Origin of the sequence: Bacteroides faecis MAJ27, assembly GCF_900106755.1 — a bacterium.
Lineage (GTDB): Bacteria > Bacteroidota > Bacteroidia > Bacteroidales > Bacteroidaceae > Bacteroides > Bacteroides faecis.
Genome location: NZ_FNNN01000022.1, coordinates 44,442 through 63,867 on the forward strand (window position 1 = coordinate 44,442; position 19,426 = coordinate 63,867).

At 40.4% G+C, this 19,426-nt stretch carries 12 protein-coding genes; all 12 read left to right on the forward strand.

Annotation, left to right across the window (positions count from 1 at the left end):
• Positions 1-11: 11 nt before the first annotated feature.
• The 12 genes from BLW31_RS17570 (at position 12) to BLW31_RS17625 (ending at position 19,120) form a co-directional block, all read left to right on the forward strand.
• Positions 12-1,010 (forward strand): DUF4973 domain-containing protein, encoded by a 999-nt coding sequence (locus BLW31_RS17570; RefSeq protein WP_010535718.1) that lies wholly within the window; start codon positions 12-14, stop codon positions 1,008-1,010.
• Between the two features lie 563 nt (positions 1,011-1,573).
• Positions 1,574-2,497 carry a glycoside hydrolase family 43 protein gene (locus BLW31_RS17575; RefSeq protein ID WP_048692907.1) on the forward strand — a complete coding sequence of 308 codons (924 nt, stop codon included), beginning with the start codon at positions 1,574-1,576 and terminating at the stop codon, positions 2,495-2,497.
• Between the two features lie 20 nt (positions 2,498-2,517).
• Entirely contained in the window at positions 2,518-4,065 is a 1,548-nt protein-coding gene (locus tag BLW31_RS17580; RefSeq protein WP_074759631.1) for a glycoside hydrolase family 76 protein, read from the forward strand.
• 602 nt (positions 4,066-4,667) lie between these two features.
• Entirely contained in the window at positions 4,668-5,729 is a 1,062-nt protein-coding gene (locus BLW31_RS17585; protein WP_029425096.1) for a glycoside hydrolase family 88/105 protein, read from the forward strand.
• Positions 5,730-5,762: 33 nt separating this feature from the next.
• Positions 5,763-6,860: a glycoside hydrolase family 88/105 protein gene (locus tag BLW31_RS17590; protein ID WP_022301661.1), complete on the forward strand. Its 1,098-nt coding sequence runs from the start codon at positions 5,763-5,765 to the stop codon at positions 6,858-6,860.
• 142 nt (positions 6,861-7,002) lie between these two features.
• Positions 7,003-9,714, forward strand: a complete 2,712-nt coding sequence (locus tag BLW31_RS17595; protein ID WP_029425094.1) for a glycoside hydrolase family 2 protein — start codon at positions 7,003-7,005, stop codon at positions 9,712-9,714.
• Positions 9,715-9,818: 104 nt separating this feature from the next.
• Positions 9,819-11,210, forward strand: a complete 1,392-nt coding sequence (locus tag BLW31_RS17600; protein ID WP_010535712.1) for an FAD-dependent oxidoreductase — start codon at positions 9,819-9,821, stop codon at positions 11,208-11,210.
• Between the two features lie 38 nt (positions 11,211-11,248).
• Positions 11,249-12,397 (forward strand): beta-1,2-mannosidase, encoded by a 1,149-nt coding sequence (locus BLW31_RS17605; RefSeq protein ID WP_010535711.1) that lies wholly within the window; start codon positions 11,249-11,251, stop codon positions 12,395-12,397.
• A 48-nt stretch (positions 12,398-12,445) separates the two neighbouring features.
• Positions 12,446-13,549 carry a glycoside hydrolase family 88/105 protein gene (locus BLW31_RS17610; protein WP_022301658.1) on the forward strand — a complete coding sequence of 368 codons (1,104 nt, stop codon included), beginning with the start codon at positions 12,446-12,448 and terminating at the stop codon, positions 13,547-13,549.
• Positions 13,550-13,926: 377 nt separating this feature from the next.
• On the forward strand, positions 13,927-15,960 hold the full coding sequence (locus BLW31_RS17615) for a hypothetical protein (RefSeq protein WP_022301657.1): 2,034 nt from the start codon (positions 13,927-13,929) through the stop codon (positions 15,958-15,960).
• 42 nt (positions 15,961-16,002) lie between these two features.
• Positions 16,003-17,814, forward strand: coding sequence for a glycoside hydrolase family 2 protein (locus tag BLW31_RS17620; protein ID WP_010535708.1), 1,812 nt, complete (start codon positions 16,003-16,005; stop codon positions 17,812-17,814).
• 391 nt (positions 17,815-18,205) lie between these two features.
• Entirely contained in the window at positions 18,206-19,120 is a 915-nt protein-coding gene (locus BLW31_RS17625; RefSeq protein WP_372452784.1) for a glycoside hydrolase family 43 protein, read from the forward strand.
• Positions 19,121-19,426 lie beyond the last annotated feature (306 nt).

Sequence of the window (19,426 nt, forward strand, 5' to 3'; positions counted from 1 at the left end):
TATTAAATAAAATGAGGAATATATATAATATAATTTGGGGTATTGTGCTAATTGTTTGTAGCACAGCCTGTAATAAAGAATGGGAAGATGAACAATATTTACATATGGCTTCTTTCAAAGCGAATGTTAATGATCAGGGAGTGACCACGACGTATGTTCGATTTAAGCCAGGTGGAGTGGTAAAATATGACCTTCCGGTTATTATGAGTGGATCTACTATGACTAGTCAATCTCATACAATTCATTTTGCTTTGGATCCTGATACTTTGGAACGGTTAAATATAGAACAATATGGACATCGTGAAGAACTTTATTTTCAACAGTTGCCAAGTAAGTATTATAGTATGCCGGAGTCTGTTGAAATGCCGGCTGGTGAATGTCTGACAACATTGCCGATTGAATTTAAATTGGATGAAACGCTTGATCAGGCAGATAAGTGGGTGTTACCCATACAGATATTGGGTGACCAATCTTATGATTATCAGATAAACCCGCGTAAATATTATCGTAGAGCTATGCTGCGTTTACTTCCGTTCAATGATTATTCAGGCACGTATGATGCGGCTCAATATCGAATATTTCTTAAGCCTGATGTGAAAAATCCTTTCACTATATCCTCGCAAAGAGCTTTTGTGGTAGATGATAGGACAATTTTTATCTATGCAGGTACAAGAGATATAGATTATCTTGATCGCAAACAGTACAAAGTGTTTATTCGTTTTCCGGAAAAAGGTACAGATTCTAAATTGTTAGAAGTGTGGTCTGATAATCCAGAGATTGAATTAGAACTTGATGAAAAAAAGGCGTGTACCTTTACAATGAATGAAGAGATGGATGAGTTAAAGCCTTATCTGAAGAAGATTTATATTACTCTTTATTTATATTACTCTTTTAAGGATTATACAACTGTCCCTGGTACAAAGCTTGAATACGTGGTAGAAGGTTCTTTGGCAATGCAGCGTAATTTGAATACTTTGATTCCTGACGAAGATCAGCAGATTCAGTGGTAAACTGAAGTTTGTTTAGTTCTTATAAATATTGGGGGGGATTCTATCTATGTGATAGGAAGGTTCTCCCCCTTTTTCTATTCTAATAAAACTTATAGGGAGAAGGTTGACATCTGTTTAAGTCTTCTCCTTTTTTAACCTAATTATTTACTTCTTTTAAAAGGAAAGGTATGAGAAAAAGAATACTCTTCAATATTTTGTTTATTATAGGGATGACATGCTTGGTGTCATGTAATGATGATAATGAAAAAGCATTGGATGAAGGAAAAAACACGGAAAGCGGAGATGTTCAGGAGGATAGCATGGATCCGATCACTGAGTTTACTGCTGTTGCCACATTAAAAGCTAACGAATTGCAACTGAAATGGAAAAATCCTTCAGATGCAGTATTAGTAGAGATTTCTTATGCTTTAGAAGTAGGTGGCGGAGGAACTCCATTGACTACTAATGTGCGTGTATATGGTGAGAAAAATAGCAAATATACACTCCAATTACCAGAATTTGGAACCTACCAAATTGCTGCTGTAGCCGTTGATAATTATGGTAAGCGTTCCGAGAAAGTGACGATTTCAGCTACTCCAGCCGAAAAAGACGCGATTGACCCGGATATAATAGCAGAGTATAAATTGCCGATTGCCGATCCTTTTGTGTTATACCATGAAGGTAAATACTATGCATATGGAACTCGTGTTAACGGATTCGAAGTGTATATCTCTGAAGATTTGAAGCAATGGAAGCGAAATGATATAAAGGCTTTGTCACCGGAAAATTCCTGGGGAACTAAATGGTATTGGGCTCCGGAAGTATATTATGTGAAATCAAAGAATTTGTTTTATATGTTCTATTCGGTGGAAGAACATATTTGTGTAGCTACTTCTACTAGCCCGGAAGGCCCCTTTATACAGAGGGAAAAGAAGCCTATTGTAGCAGATGAAAAAGGAATTGATACTTCGTTTTTTATAGATGATGATGGTACTCCTTATCTCTATTATGTACGATTTACCGGGGGAAACGTGATTTGGGTAGCAGAAATGAATGACGACTTGACCAGTATAAAAAAAGAAACATTGACTAAGTGTATAAGTGCTACTGAACCTTGGGAGAAGAAACAAGGGACGATTGCCGAAGGTCCTTCGTTGTTGAAGAAAGGGAATACTTATTACCTGATATATTCAGCAAACCACTATGAAAGTAAAGACTATGCTGTAGGATATGCAACGGCTAGTTCTCCTAAAGGACCTTGGACCAAGTATAGCGGAAATCCGATTCTCCGGAGAGACAAAGAGGCTGCTAAGTCTGTAGGGCTAGTCGGTACAGGACATGGAGCACCGTTTGTCTGTGCCAATGGAAGTTATAAATATATCTTTCATGCTCATGCAAGTGAGACAAGTGTAGGCCCCCGTACTTCCTATATCAGTAACTTTAATATCTCCGATAAAGGAGTAATTAGTATCACAGGAGAAACGATTGAACCAGTGAGAATAAAGTAACCCTATAAACTAGGAATATCATGAAAAATATCCGATTTAATATGCTGTTAGGAATCTGTTTCTTTCTCTTATTTGCATTATTAGGTGCATGCGGTGGGGGCGACTCGCCTATCACGGATGAAATAGATGATGGAAAGCAGGATGGACAGGGCCCAAAAACAGTACCTCCGGTTACCAATCTTGTGGCAGAGAAAACGGAGAGAGCGAATGAATTGCAAGTAAGCTGGACTAATCCTGTCGGAGCTATTTCTGTAGAGATCTCTTATTTGTTAGAGGGAGATAAACCTGAGAACACAGCAAAGAAAAACATACGTATTGCTACAGAAAAGGTTGGTTCACTGTTAATAGTTGTCTCTGAACCGGGAACATATATTGTGACTGCCGTCGCTGTCGATAATTATGGGAAACGCTCGGAGGAATTGACGGTCACTGCTACGCCGCTTCGTGAAGAAGAGGTAGTGAGAACCCGTTTCCTGGAAAGAGCTGACATCCTGATGACTTCGTTAATGAATCTTTGTTTCGGAAAGTCTGCACGTGACTGTTGGAATACAAGATATCCGCTTGCTACCGGACCTTATTGGGATGGAGATGCCGTAGTCTGGGATCAAGGAGCAGGGCTTTCTGGCTATGTAGCTTTGCGTGGAGCTTCAATCGGGGTATCTGCTTATGAAAAAAAGTATGCAGATTTGACTGACCGTATGTTTAACAGTATCAATCGTTTTATCACAACTGATAACAAGCGCAGCGCTTACGCAGTTTATCCGCAAAACGGAAATGAAAGGTATTATGACGATAATGTCTGGATAGGACTGGATATGGCGGAACTGTATGAACAGACAAAGGAAAATCGTTTCTTGGAGAAGGCGAAAATGGTTTGGGATTATTTGATGGTGGGAAACACCAGTTCATGTGGTGGCGGTATTCTTTGGAGGGAAATACCGGCATACAGTAATAAACATACATGTTCTACCGCACCGGCTGCAGTATTGGGATGTAAATTATATCAGATAACCAAAGAGCAGAAGTATCTGGATAAAGCTAAAGAATTTTATGCATGGTTGATACAATACATGCAAGATCCGAGTGATCACCTTTTCTATGATAATATTACTCCTTCGATGACTATAGGTAAAAGTAAGTACAGTTACAATTCCGGTCAGCCAATGCAGGCTGCTTGTTTATTGTACAATATAACAGGAGAACAACAATATCTGAATGAAGCGCAGCAGATTGCCCGTTCAGCCTACAGTAAGTGGTTTACCTTGTATGACTCAAAAGAACTGGGAGAAAAGTTCTATCGTATAAATGGAGATCATGTCTGGTTTTATTCTGTATTGTTTCGTGGTTTCCTTGAACTGTATAAGATTGATGGAAGAAGGGATTATGTCACTGCGTTCGAGAAGAGCATGTTGCAGGCTTGGATGTCAGAATGCCGGAATCAAACAACTAATCTGCTGAGTAATAATTATTTTATCGGTAAAACGAATTCTTCTTGGCAAGTCCTGCACGAAGGAGCTTTTGTCGAGATGCTGGCTCGTTTAGCTGTACTGGAACTAGAAGGAAAATAATGAAGAATAAGATGTATAAAATGAAAAATGATGGTTGGATACATGATATAGCGAAGGCACTGTGTTGCATATTCCTGATAATGACATCGGGTGGTATGCTTTATAGCTGTTCCAGTGAAAATGAAGACCCTGTGCCACCGGTTCAGGAAGGTACGGAAAATGACGAAAAGGAAAAATACACCTATGTGTATCAGTTGAAGGCAGATAATTATAATATGCCGACAGAGGGTACTATCTCTCCTGAGTATGATGACTCTCCTGAGGGAAAAGATATTAGTAGTTTGGTTGATGGAGACTGGACAACTTCTTTCTATACTCCTAATAATTCTGTCTCTATCATCTGGAAGGGAAAAGAACCGGTTGTAGCGCGTTATTATTCGGTTATGGCAACCGGAGATAAAGAAGGAAATGCACCTGGTGCGTGGTCTCTTTACGGATCGAATGACAATGTGAAGTGGGCCGAACTAGATAATAGAATTCGGCAGGAGTTTGAAAAAAGGGAGAAAAAGTTTTTGGAGTTGAGACATAAGGAGGCGTATCAGTATTATAAACTGACCATTCATCGGAATCAAGGCGGAAAAGGAATCGAAATTCAGGAATGGATGTTACAGACCAAGCGGACAATTGATACTCCCTTACTGACTGATTTTCCGGAAGGGAGTACTCCTAAGGAGATAGGGAAACGGTTGGGAAAACTTTTTGCAAAGGGGAAACATAATGGGAAAACTCTCAGTTATCCGGAAACTTTTACTTGGAACGGAGCATTGAAATATGCGGAAGTAGCGAAAGACAATGAACTGATCCGGTCCTTGAAAGATGGGTTTGAGTCTTTTTTTACTACTGATAGGCACTTTTTGCCTGGGATGGACCATGTTGACCGGAATATGTTCGGTAGTCTTCCTCTCACATTGTATCTGATCACTAAAGATGAACGATATCGGGAAATGGGTATACCTTACGCAGATACCCAATGGGAAGTACCGGAAAATGCAAGTGCAAGTGCGAAGTCATGGGCAGCGAAGGGATATAGCTGGCAAACTCGCTTGTGGATTGATGACATGTATATGATTCCTGTCATTCAAACGCATGCTTATAAAGTGACCGGTGAGTTGAAATACGTTGAGCGCGCTGCTAAAGAAATGGCGATGTATCTGGATGAGTTGCAACGTACGAATGGACTTTTCTATCATGCATCGGATGTACCCTATTTTTGGGGAAGAGGAAACGGATGGGTGGCGGCAGGGATGGCAGAAGTGCTTCGCTATCTGCCGGAATCGAGCCCATATCATTTGCCTATTGTAAGAGGTTTCCAAACTATGATGGCAAGTCTGAAAAATTATCAAACAGAAGAGGGTATGTGGAGACAGTTGATTGATAAACCGGACTGCTGGGTAGAAACATCGGGCTCGGCTATGTTTACTTACGCATTTATTATGGGAGTGAAATATGGATGGTTACCGGTAAAAGAGTATGGTGAAGCTGCTCGAAGAGCATGGTTGGCTATGCTTACTTATATAAACTCGAATGATAAAGTAAGAGAAGTGTGTGTCGGTACTAACAAAAAGAATGATATGCAGTATTATTATGATCGTCCCCGTAATACGGGGGATTATCATGGGCATGCACCTTATCTTTGGTGTACGGTTGCTCTTCTAGAAGAATAAACTTTTTATTATCTAATGACTAAAAATATCGTTATGTATAAAAGAATACTTTTTTTATTATGCATTTTGCCTTTTCAGCTATTAATGGCACAGAGCAAGTTGACGGATTTTCCTCAAGGGTATACTCCGGAAGAAGTCGGTAATCGCCTGGCATATCGTTTTATGGAGAAATATAGAATAAGCGATAGAAAAGGAATTGGTTATGCTGATACATTTAATTGGAGTGGTGCCCTTAAGTATGCAGCAATCGCCAAAGACGAAAGGCTGGTTAAGCTGTTGCAAAATAAGTTTGATTCGTTGTTTACGACAAAAAAGAATATTTTGCCTAAAAAGACGCATGTAGATTGGAATATGTTCGGCAGTCTATGTTTGGAACTGTACAAAATAACTAAAGATAAACGTTATTTGGACTTAGGAATCTCTTATGCTGATACGCAATGGGAACTTCCCGGGAATGCAAAAGCCAAAGAAAAGGAATGGGATGCGAAAGGATATTCTTGGCAAACTCGTCTATGGATTGACGATATGTATATGATTACCATTGTACAAACTCAGGCTTACAAAGTGACCGGAGACCGGAAATATATTGATCGTGCAGCCAAAGAAATGGTGCTTTATTTAGATGAGTTGCAACGCCCGAATGGGCTTTTCTACCATGCACCGGACGTTCCTTTTTATTGGGGACGTGGTAATGGATGGATGGCGGCAGGGATGGCAGAATTACTTCAATGTTTGCCTGAGGATAGTAAATATCGTCCGCGTATTTTGAAAGGTTATCGCAAAATGATGAAGAGTCTGAAAAAATATCAGACGTCCGATGGCTTGTGGAATCAGTTAATAGACCAGCCTGATTGTTGGGCTGAGACTTCGGGATCTGCTATGTTTACTTTTGCATTTATTACCGGAGTCAAGCAAGGATGGCTCAAGGCAAAAGAATATGGTCCGGCAGCCCGCAAAGCATGGATGGCTTTAGTACCGTATATTAATGAGAAGAATGATGTAAGAGAAGTGTGTGTGGGAACGAATAAAAAGAATAGTAAGCAGTATTATTATGATCGCCCTCGTCATACCGGTGATTATCACGGTCAGGCTCCTTATCTTTGGTGTACGGTTGCTCTTCTGGAAAAATAACGGTGAATACGGGCAATTATGTCCTTTATTAAAATAATTTGGGACTAAAATCTCATTTATTGACCTGTTTTTGGCAGGTTGAATAAAAGGAAACCTCTACTTTTGTTCCATGCCAAAAACCATTTAAAACTATAACATAAATATGCATAACTTTGTTAAGACCCTTTTTTCTGTTTTGCTACTATTTTTCAGTTCAGTATTGACTGCACAAAATAGGATGAATGACGCCAGAGATCCAAATCGTATTTGGCTTGATTCGGAAGTCACTCATCATGGAGATTATCAGTGGAAAATGATGAAAGCAGGCGATACCACAGATCCGGGTGAGAAGATATCTTCATCAGATTATCCGACTGAAAAATGGTTGCCAGCCATTGTTCCCGGTACAGTCTTAAATTCTTTAGTGTATAACCAAAAATACCCTGAACCTTATTATGGAGTTAATAATAAGATTGAATCGAAGCTGATTCCTGATATTTCTCAGGTCGGACGAGATTTTTATACTTATTGGTTCCGTACCGAGTTTGCAGTTCCTCAATCTTTTAAGGGGAAGAATGTTTGGTTACAGCTGGATGGAATCAATTATCGGGCAGAAGTATGGGTGAATGGGAATTTGCTTAGTACCATCAATGGTATGTTTATACAGGACTATATTAATGTGACCGATTTTGTAAAGATAGGGAAGAATAATGCACTGGCTGTAAAAGTGTATCCGGTTGATGTTCCCGGAAGTACTAAGCCGAAGTCTTGGGGGGCTGCGGGAGAATTCCATAATGGTGGTAACGGCAATATCGGATTGAATACTACGATGTTGATGACTGTAGGCTGGGACTTTACCTTTATGGATGGCATCCGTGACCGCAATACAGGTATCTGGAAAAACATTTCTATCTATGCTACCGGAAAGGTAGCTCTACGTCATCCGTTTATTAAGTCTGAATTGCGTAAACCGGATTATGACCAGGCACGTGAGACCGTATCTGTAGAAGTGATTAATTCGTCAACTAGCAATAGTGGAATTAATTGCAAAGTAAAGGGTGAGATTGTAGGTGAGAATATATCTTTTGAGAAATCATTCCGAGTGATTCGGGGAGAACAAAAACTGGTTACTTTTTCTCCGGAAGAGTTTCCGCAACTTGTGATGAATTCTCCTCGCTTGTGGTGGCCGGTCAACAAAGGACCGCAAAACTTATATGATTTGAAGTTGACAGTATCAGTTGATGGAGTGATCTGCGATTCTGTAAAGACAAGGTTTGGTATTCGTGAAATCACTTCCGATACTAAAACTCCTGACAAATCACGTGTCTTTTATGTGAATGGTAAACGGTTGTTTATCCGTGGTACGAACTGGATACCGGAAGCTATGTTGAGACACTCTGACGAACGTACTTATGCTGAATTGCGCTATACCCGCCAGTCGGGCGTCAACCTTCTGCGTATGTGGGGAGGTGGCATTGCCGAATCTGACTATTTCTTTCAGCTCTGTGATGAACTGGGTTTGCTGGTATGGCAGGAATTCTGGATGACAGGAGATACTCGTCATCCGCATGACAAGGCTCTCTATATGAGTAACGTGGAATCTACAGTGAAGCGTATTCGTAATCATCCGTCTCTGGCTTATTATGTTGCTTCCAATGAAAGCACAGAAATGACCGGTACTCCCGAACTGCTGAATCAGTTGGATGGTACACGCGGATATCAGATGCAGTCGGAGTGTGCTGGAGTACATGATGGCAGCCCTTATAAACAGGTGAATCCGATGCAGCATTATGAAAATACAGCTTCTCCCAGAGGGAGCCGTGTAGATGGCTTTAATCCTGAATATGGTGCACCGACTCTTCCTACAGTAGAAATACTCCGGGAAATGATGGATGAGAAAGACTTGTGGCCCATCAACAAAGAAGTGTGGGATTACCTGGATGGAAATGGTTTTCATCTGATGACTACGATGTATACGGACTTGGTGAATCATTATGGAAAGTCATCTTCGATTGATGAATTTGCTCAGAAGGGACAATTGCTGGGTGCAATAAACTCCAAAAGCATTTGGGAAGTATGGAACTATAATAAGCTGGATTACGGTGACCGTTTTTGTTCAGGTCTTTTGTTCTGGTATCATAACTGCTCGATGAGGCAGGTAGCTTCCCGTATGTGGGACTGGTCTCTTGAACCGACAGCTTCGCTTTATCATACGGCCAATTCTTTGGAACCTTTGCATGCTCAGTTCGATTATCTTAAGAATACGGTTTCTGTGGTGAATGATTTCTATCGTTCTTTCGATAACTATAAGGTTACGGCACAGGTGTATGATATAAATAGTCGGAAAGTGTTTGAAGAATCGGCTGCTGTTAATTTACCGGCAGATGGAGTAGCGAATGATGCATTGACCATTCGTTTTCCCGATGGCATCTCTCAGGTTCACTTTATCAAATTAATACTGAAAGATGAGAAGGGAAAAGAAATTTCTTCTAATTTCTACTGGCGTTCCAACGATAAGTACGAAGGAAAGACGACCTTGACCGGTCCGGCAGCCTCTGGATTTGAGGATTTGAGTAAACTTCGGGCTTCTAAAGTGAAACTGGCTTATAAAGTGAGGGAAGAAGGTGATAACTATTTTGTTGATATCACAATGAGAAATACATCCAATCAGATAGCTTTCTTCAATCAACTGCAATTTCTTAATGCAAAGATGAGTCCGATACGCCCATCATTCTATACGGATAATTTCTTCTCCCTGACTCCGGGTGAAAAGAAAACAGTAACGATTGAGACGGCAAAGGAAAAACTGAGCGAAGGAGCAATGCTGGTATTGAAAGGATGGAATATCGATAGCCAGAAATATAAACTTAAGTAAGATGAAACTTAAATTTATAGCTTCATTGATAGGCGGATTGTTTAATTGAGTTTTAGCGAATCGGACAAAGGAACTGATGTTCACCAAATGATAAAGAGAATACTATGACTTCTAGAAGAGAATTCTTAAAAAAGGCAGGGCTGTTGACCGCAGCTTTCACTGTACCTAGCCTCAATACGCAGGGAGGAACAACGCAATCCAGACTGAGTCTGAAGAATACAAAGATTGCCGTAGATGATCGGTGGGATGTTATTGTAGTTGGCGGAGGACCTGGTGGTTGTGCTGCCGCTATCTCGGCAGCACGCGAAGGGGCCAAGACTCTATTGATTGAAGCAATGGGCCAACTTGGCGGGATGGGGACAGCCGGTATGGTTCCGGCATGGTGTCCGTTTTCTGATGGTGAGAAAATCATTTATAGAGGTTTGGCAGAGAAAATCTTTGAAGCTTCGAGAAAAGGAGTACCGCATGAGAGAAAACAGAAAATGAATTGGGTGAGTATAAATCCCGAATATTTGATGACAGTTTATGATCAGATGGTTGCTGAATCGGGAGCCCGAGTACTCTTCTTTTCAAGAGTTGCCGCTGTAGAAAAAGTAGCCGATGAAACGGTAGATGCTATTATTGTTGCAAATAAATCCGGGCTTGTTGCTTTCAAGGCAAAAGTTTTTATTGATGCGACAGGTGATGGGGATTTGGCGGCATGGGCAGGCGCATCATTCAAAAGAGGAGATGATAGTGGGGTGGTACAGAGCTCATCTTTATGTTTCTCGTTTGCCAATGTCGATAGCTATAACTACAATCTGACGGGGCCTTCATTGCATACTAGCAATAAGAACAGCCCTGTTTATAAAGCGATTGAGTCTGGGAAATATCCATTGATAGATAAGCATTTTAATAGTAATTTTATTGGTCCGGATGTGGTACAGTTCAATGCCGGACATCTTGATAATGTCGATTCAACGGATCCTTGGGCTACTACGCAGGCAATGATGGTAGGTCGGCAAATTGCCGGACAATATTTGGAAGCAATGAAGGACGTTCAACCCAAAACTTTTGGTAGTGCTTTTTTGGTGAAGACTGCTTCTTTGCTTGGAGTCAGAGATAGCCGTCGGATTGAAGGTGATTATACTTTTACGGTAGAGGACTGGAAAGAACGTAGAACTTTTGAGGATGAAATCGGACGTAATTGCTATTATATAGATGTTCATAAACCAGGTCATAAAGAGACGCGTTATAAAAAAGGGGAGTCTCATGGAATACCTTATCGCTGCCTGACACCAAAAGGACTGAAAAATGTATTGACCGCAGGGCGCTGTATATCTACTGATGAAGAAGCATTCGGGAGTTTAAGGGTAATGCCTCCTTGTCTGGTGACTGGCGAAGCTGCCGGAATGGCTGCAGTACATGCTATAAAACAGGCAAGGAATGATGTCCACAAAATCGATACTGATTATCTGCGTAAAAGATTGAAAGAGGAGGGACAATATCTGTTGTAAAGGTAAATGATTTATTATGAATAAAGCAGGAAAATAAGATGAAACTAAAACTCGTAATTAGTCTGACCGGTATATTGATGTTATGTGGATTTACCATGAAACCTTCTACGGATACGACTACAGGTAAAGAGGATAACAGAAATTGGGTACTCGGTCCCTTCGTACGTCCTGAAGGTGCTAATCCCGTAATTTCACCTCAACCTACTTCTTTTTATTGTCCGATGCAGAAGCAGCAGGTGAAGTGGGAAGAGAGTGATACATTCAATCCGGCGGCTACCGTGAAAGACGGGAAAATAGTCGTACTTTACCGGGCGGAAGATAATTCAGCACAGGGCATCGGTAAAAGGACTTCACGTATCGGATATGCTGAGAGCACGGATGGAGTCACGATGACAAAGCTGGATACTCCAGTATTATTTCCAGCGGAAGATAACTTTAAAGGTATAGAATGGCCCGGTGGCTGTGAGGACCCGCGTGTAGCAATGACGGAAGACGGACTGTATGTGATGCTTTATACGGCATGGAACCGGAAGACACCGCGTATCGCTGTAGCCACTTCCCGGGATCTGAAAAACTGGACAAAACATGGACCCGCTTTTGAAAAGGCCTATGACGGACGTTTCACTAAAATAGCCAGTAAATCCGCTTCCATACTGACTAAAGTAAAGAAAGAAAAGCTTGTTATTGATAAAGTAGATGGCAAGTATTTCATGTACTGGGGAGAGTATGCTGTTCATGCAGCTACTTCTGACAATCTTGTGGACTGGTATCCAGTGCTGGACGAGAAGAATGAACTAAAGAAGTTGGCGAGACCGCGTAAAGGTCATTTTGACTGTCAGATGACAGAATGCGGACCTCCGGCAATACGGACTAAAAAGGGGATCGTACTTCTATATAATGGAAAAAATGCAGGAAAAGAGAGGGACACCGATTATCCGGTAGGAGCCTATTGTGCAGGACAACTCTTGTTTGATAATAATGATCCTTATAAAGTTTTGGATCGGTTAGATAAACCTTTCTTTGTACCTGAGGCCTCTTTTGAGAAAAGTGGGCAATACAAAGATGGAACGGTGTTTATTGAGGGATTGGCGTATTATAAGAAGAAATTATATCTCTATTATGGTTGCGCAGACTCGAGAATAGCAGTGGCTGTATGCGATAATGTAAGGAATCTGAAAGTTAGATGATTAGTTGTATATATTCTATAATTGTATAATAAATAAAAATAAGTCGTTATGTGTAAAAAACTACTTTTATTATTGCTTTTGCTACCTTTTCAACTATTATGTGCTCAGACTAAGTTGTTGACGGACTTTCCGGAGGGTTATACCCCTGAAGAGGTCGGCAAGCGTTTGGCATATCGCTTTATAGGTGAGAAGCACGCGCTTCATGCCGGTAAATGGATTGGGTATCCAGAGACGTTTTATTGGAATGGTGCACTAAAATATGCTGCGGTAACAAAAGATAAAGAGCTGATTAAACTTTTGCAGAATAAGTTTGAACCTCTGTTTACATCAGAGAAAGCATTGCAACCGATTATGAATCATGTTGATTTGAATATGTTTGGCAGCTTGCCACTGGAAATGTACCACGTGACAAAAGATAAGAAATACTGGTATCTGGGATTGCCTTATGCTGATTCTCAATGGGAAGTTCCTGCAAATGCCAAACCAAAAGAAAAAGAATGGGCTGAAAAAGGATATTCTTGGCAAACACGTTTGTGGATTGATGACATGTATATGATTACGATTGTGCAGACCCACGCATACAAAGTGACAAAAGACCGTAAATATATTGACCGGGCAGCGAAAGAAATGGTTATGTACTTGGACGAGCTGCAACGTCCGAATGGACTTTTCTATCATGCTCCGGATGTTCCTTACTATTGGGGACGTGGAAATGGATGGATGGCAGCGGGTATGTCGGAGTTGCTCCGGTGTTTGCCCAAAAAACATAAAGACCGTGCCCGTATCTTAGAAGGTTATCAGAAGATGATGAAAAGTTTGAAAGAATATCAGAATGCAGAGGGGTTGTGGAACCAACTGATTGATAAACCTGATTGCTGGACGGAATCATCAGGATCGGCTATGTTTACTTTCGCATTCATAATGGGGGTTAAGAATGGTTGGCTGGATGCTGACGAATATGCACCTGCTGCTCGAAAAGCGTGGCTGGCTTTAGTTCCATACGTTAACGAAAAGAATCAAGTAAAAGCTGTTTGTGTAGGAACAAATAAAAAGAATGACTTGCAGTATTATTATGATCGTCCTCGTCGTACGGGTGATTATCATGGACAGGGGCCCGTCCTTTGGTGTACTGTCGCTCTTTTAGAGAAATAACTGATTATTCCTTGTCCTTGTTTTATTGCTGAGTAAATCACAGTAAATCATATTCCGTAGTTTCCCTTTTTAGAGGGGAAACTGCGGTTCTTTTTATAATAATGGATATGGTTCTATGAAACAGAATATCTCTGATACCGGCAATGGATGGATGGAAAGAAGGACATTATATGTTCTGTTTTGGTATTATTTTATTCATTCTACGTACATTTAGAACGGATTCTTCTACTAATTGCTCAATTTGTTTTACTGAGATAGAGTGATCTTCGCTAATTTTGTACTCGTTGATAAGAGCCGGAATGGCTTGAAAATATATCTAAATAAAGTATTAACAGAATCAGAATTAGTTGCTGATTCATATAATTATGATGAGCTGTATGAACTTAAAATTCTTGCTTTGTGGAATAGCTACTGTACTATTGACCGGAACTGTTAAGGCTGTTGACTATACGCCGGAACAGGTGAATGCACATGTTTCTTTGAAAGTGCCTGGAAATAAGGCCAAGCAGTACCCTTTAATTTTGAAGAGAGTGCAGAATGATAATTCTACCTATCAGTTAGTTGCATCTGAAAGCATTCCGCTGACGATTTCTCAGAAGATCAAAGAAACTAATGGACGTCTACATATTGACATGTGTATTACAGCTCTGGAGGATGTGTACTTTAATTATGGACAGAAGGTAGTTACTGGTTTCCGCCATGACGATTGTTTGTTTTATATGCCCGGATTCTGGTATCGTCGCAATCTGCGTTCACCTAAAGAAGCTCCTTCGTTTCATACATCTGATAGTTGGGTAGTCCGTGAGGACAGGTTGAGTGCTCCACTGACCGGAATTTATAATGAAAAGGACAAGCGATATATGACGGTAAACCGGCTGGATAAGTTTACGACTGACGCTTTGACTACGCATAAAGAAGGTGAAGTAATTCTTTCCGGAAAAACATCTCTGGGCTTTACAGGTTTTGAGAACCAGAATGGAGTGGCTGCCCTTTCTTTCGGTTTTCCTTATCAGGAAGCTCCCAGAAGCTATATCCGTAAATTGACATTGGCTCCTAAGGTAGAAGCTTTTCAGTTATTGAAGAAAGGGGAAAACGTAATGTTAACTTGGGAAATCTCAGAAAGTAGTGCTGATGATTTCTCCGATTTTATACGTCAGACTTGGGAATATTCTTATGATACTTATGCTCCGAAACCTGTTGATACTCCTTATTCTATTCCGGAAATGAAGCAGACACTTAGTCATTACTTTGTGAATAGCTTGGTAAGTAGGCCGGAATTGACCTATAATTCGGGTGTAGGTTTGCGTACGGATGATTGTAAAAGTAATGGTGAGGCAGAAATAGGTTTTGTCGGGCGTGTTCTTTTGAATGCATTCAATGCATGGGAGTATGGCTGGGAGAATAATCGCGAAGAATTGAAAGACAATAGTCTAAAGATTTTTGATAGTTATTTGAAGAACGGTTTTACTCCGGCAGGTTTCTTTAAGGAGTTTGTTAACTTAAACCGTGGATTTGAGGAACCGGTGCATAGTATTCGACGTCAGTCTGAGGGAATTTATGCGATGCTTCATTTCCTGGCGTACGAAAAGGAGCAAGGGCGCAAACATCCGGAATGGGAACAGCGGGTAAAGCAAATGTTTGAGATGTTTCTGAAACTCCAAAATGCTGATGGAAGTTTCCCAAGAAAATTCCGTGATGATTTTACGATTGTTGATAAGAGCGGTGGTAGTACTCCTTCAGCTACATTGCCATTGGTGATGGGATATAAGTATTTCAAAGACAAGCGATATCTTGCCAGTGCCAGAAAAACAGCCGAGTATCTTGAAAAGGAGCTGATCTCCAAAGCTGATTATTTTTCTTCTACACTGGATGCAAACTGTGAAGATAAAGAAGCGTCGTTATATACAGCTACTGCTACGTATTATCTCTCACTGATAACGAAAGGTGAAGAACATAAACATTATGCTGATTTGACAAAGAAAGCCGCATATTTTGCTTTGTCCTGGTATTATTTATGGGATGTTCCGTTTGCTCCCGGACAAATGTTGGGAGATATCGGTATGAAGACTCGTGGTTGGGGAAATGTGTCAGTAGAAAATAATCATATCGACGTATTTATCTTCGAATTTGCTGACGTACTTCGTTGGTTATCTAAAGAGTATAAAGAGAACCGCTTGTCAGATTTTGCAGAGGTGATTTCGACCTCTATGCGTCAGTTGTTACCCCATGAAGGGCATATGTGTGGAATTGCCAAAGTGGGTTATTATCCGGAAGTAGTTCAGCACACTAACTGGGACTATGGAAAGAATGGTAAAGGATATTATAATGATATTTTTGCCCCAGGATGGACGGTTGCTTCTTTATGGGAACTTTATACTCCCGGACGCGCTGAAACTTTCCTGAAAAAATAAAGTGATGCAGGTTGTATCTGGAGAAATCTTTTAAATTATATCATGATGAAACAATTGATTATCTTATTAGTTGTATTTTTAAATTGTTCGTACTTGTCTGCCCAGTGGAAGCCTGCAGGAGAACGAATTAAAACAGAATGGGCTACCAAAATAGATGTTGAGAATGTGTTGCCCGAGTATCCCCGTCCAATTATGGAACGTCCGGATTGGATGAATCTGAATGGGTTATGGAATTATGCCATTGCTCCGGTAGGGCAGGCTGCTCCTCAAAAATATGATGGACAGATTTTGGTTCCTTTTGCGATAGAGTCTAGTTTGTCCGGTGTTGGAAAAAGGCTTGGAAAGGATAATGACTTGTGGTATCAACGCAAATTCTCTGTACCATCAAAATGGAAAGGTGAACGTGTATTGTTACATTTTGGAGCTGTTGACTGGAAGGCTGATATTTGGGTAAATCAAATCAAAATAGGACAACATACAGGAGGTTTTACTCCTTTCTCATTTGATATCACTCCTGCTTTAAAAAATGGAGAGAATGAACTGGTGGTAAAAGTTTGGGACCCTACTGATAATGGTACTCAGCCTAGAGGAAAACAAGTGAATAAACCGTCGGGTATCTGGTATACGCCGGTAAGTGGAATATGGCAGACGGTGTGGCTGGAATCTGTGCCTGCACAGTTTATTACGAACATCAAGACAACCCCTGATATCGACTTGAATAAGTTGGTGGTAGAGGTTGCTACTGATAAGAAGAAGCTTTCGAGCAAAATAGAAGTAAAGGTGTTCGATGGTAAGGAGTTGGTGGCTAAAGGGATTTCTATTAATGGTGTTCCTGTTGAAGTCTCTATGCCAGCTGATGTAAAGTTATGGTCACCGGATTCTCCTTCTCTATATGATTTGGAAATCAGTTTGTTTGAAGGGAATAAGCTGATGGATAAGGTTAAGAGTTATGCTGCTATGCGTAAGTTCTCTACCAAGAGAGATAAAAACGGTATTGTGCGTTTGCAGTTAAATAATAAAGATTTATTCCAGTTTGGTCCTTTAGACCAGGGATGGTGGCCTGACGGTTTGTATACAGCTCCTTCGGATGAAGCTTTGGTATATGATATTCAAAAGACGAAAGATTTTGGCTATAATATGATTCGCAAACATATCAAAGTGGAACCGGCTCGTTGGTATACGCATTGTGACCGTTTGGGAATTATTGTATGGCAGGATATGCCGAGCGGAGATAAAAATCCGGAATGGCAGATGCGTGAGTATTTTACAGGAACGGAAAGAAAGCGTTCTGCAGAATCGGAGGCAACCTATCGTAAAGAATGGAAAGAAATTATCGACTGTCTTTATTCTTATCCTTGTATCGGTACATGGGTGCCGTTTAATGAAGCTTGGGGACAGTTCAAGACTCCGGAAATTGCTGAATGGACAAAGCGATATGATCCTTCACGACTCGTGAATCCTGCTAGTGGTGGTAATCATTATACGTGCGGTGATATGCTTGATTTACATCATTATCCGGGTCCGGAAATGTTTTTGTATGATGCTCAACGTGCTACTGTGCTCGGAGAATATGGTGGTATCGGTTTGGTATTGAAAGAGCATCTTTGGGAACCGGATCGTAACTGGGGATATGTCCAATTCAATACTTCTAAAGAGGCCACTGATAAATACTTGGAGTATGCCAATGTGTTGAAAGATCTGATTCCTCGTGGATTCTCTGCCGCTGTTTATACACAGACTACAGATGTTGAGGTAGAAATAAACGGATTGCTAACTTATGACCGTAAGGTTATTAAACTGGACGAAAAGGCATTGAGGAAGATTAATAGGGAAATTTGTGATGCTCTGAAATAATTGGCTTCAATTATCACATAATATTTATCTGATTGTTGGTATGGGGCGGACTAAAACACTTTTTTAGCCCGCCCTTATAGGATTATCACTAGTTTTCTATCAAACATAATTAAGAATAGATACAATGACTTCAAAAAGAAATTTCTTAGAGAAGGCTGGTTTACTTACTGTTTCTGCTATTAATAATGCATAAAAGGATAGTAGTAGAATCTCTGGTTCCATATGTGATGTATACTTTGCTTACAAGGTGTAGTGATTTTGTACGAAAATATAGTAACTTTGCCTGCATCGTATAATTATAAACTTAAAAAGTCTGTCTATGATAAAGAAAGAGATGAGCGCTCTTTTACTTCTTTGTATCCTGTTGGTTTACAGTGGAAAAAGTAACGCAATGAATAAAGGAGAGAAGAATATTCCGAACAAAGAAGTGAGTGTTGAGTCAGATCGTCTGCCTATTGCTGATCCATATGTGATGCTCTACAATAATAAGTATTATGCCTATGGTACCGGTGGTACAACAGCAGGTGAAGGCTTCGCCTGCTTCTCCTCCGATGATTTGAAAAATTGGAAACGGGAAGGGCAAGCACTGTCGGCTGCAGATTCATATGGAGAGTGGGGCTTTTGGGCTCCGGAGGTTTACTATATTAAATCAAAAAAGAAGTTTTATATGTTCTATTCTGCGGAAGAGCATATCTGTGTAGCTACTTCTGATTCCCCGGCAGGTCCCTTCCGGCAAGAAGTAAAACATCCTATTTGGGAGGAAAAGAGCATTGATACCTCTCTCTTTATAGATGATGACGGTACTCCGTATCTTTATTTTGTACGCTTTACAGATGGAAATGTGATTTGGGTAGCTCAGATGACCGATGATTTGATGAAGATTAAGACGGAAACTTTGTCGGAGTGCATAAAAGCGGAGGAACCGTGGGAACTTTTGCAGGCTAAGGTTGCAGAGGGACCTTCAGTCTTGAAGAAGAATGGAACCTATTACTTGATTTATTCAGCCAACCACTATCAGAATAAAGGTTATGGAGTAGGTTATGCTACGTCTGAATCGCCAATGGGACCATGGATTAAATATAGTAAGAATCCGCTTTTACAAGGCGTTGAGGCGATAGGATTGGTAGGTACCGGTCATGGTGCACCTTTCCAATGTAAAGATGGTAGCTGGAAATATATTTTCCATGCCCATTGGAGCAAAGAGAAAATACATCCACGTACTTCCTTTTTTAAGAATTTTGCTATTTCAAACCAAGGAGTCGTTTCTATTAGTGGGAAGGTAATTGAGCCAAGAATCGTGAAATAACAACTCTGATAACTGAAAACGAATCGGGTACTTGACAAATGTTTTTAAATGTTGTATATTTGTAGTTCTAAACCTGAACAGAATCATTTAAGAACGGCAAATAAAATGAGAAAATTAGTATGGAATCATCTTCTATGGTGGTATAATATAGTAACAAATAGTGCTTGTCCCTTTGGTGTATATTAGGGGATAGGATGCTTTAATATAGGAAAAGGCTGCAAACTTTATGAGGTTTGCAGCCTTTTTGTCTTATAAATTCGAAGATTATTCTGTCGATTTCTACTTTAGAGTTTATAATAAACAACA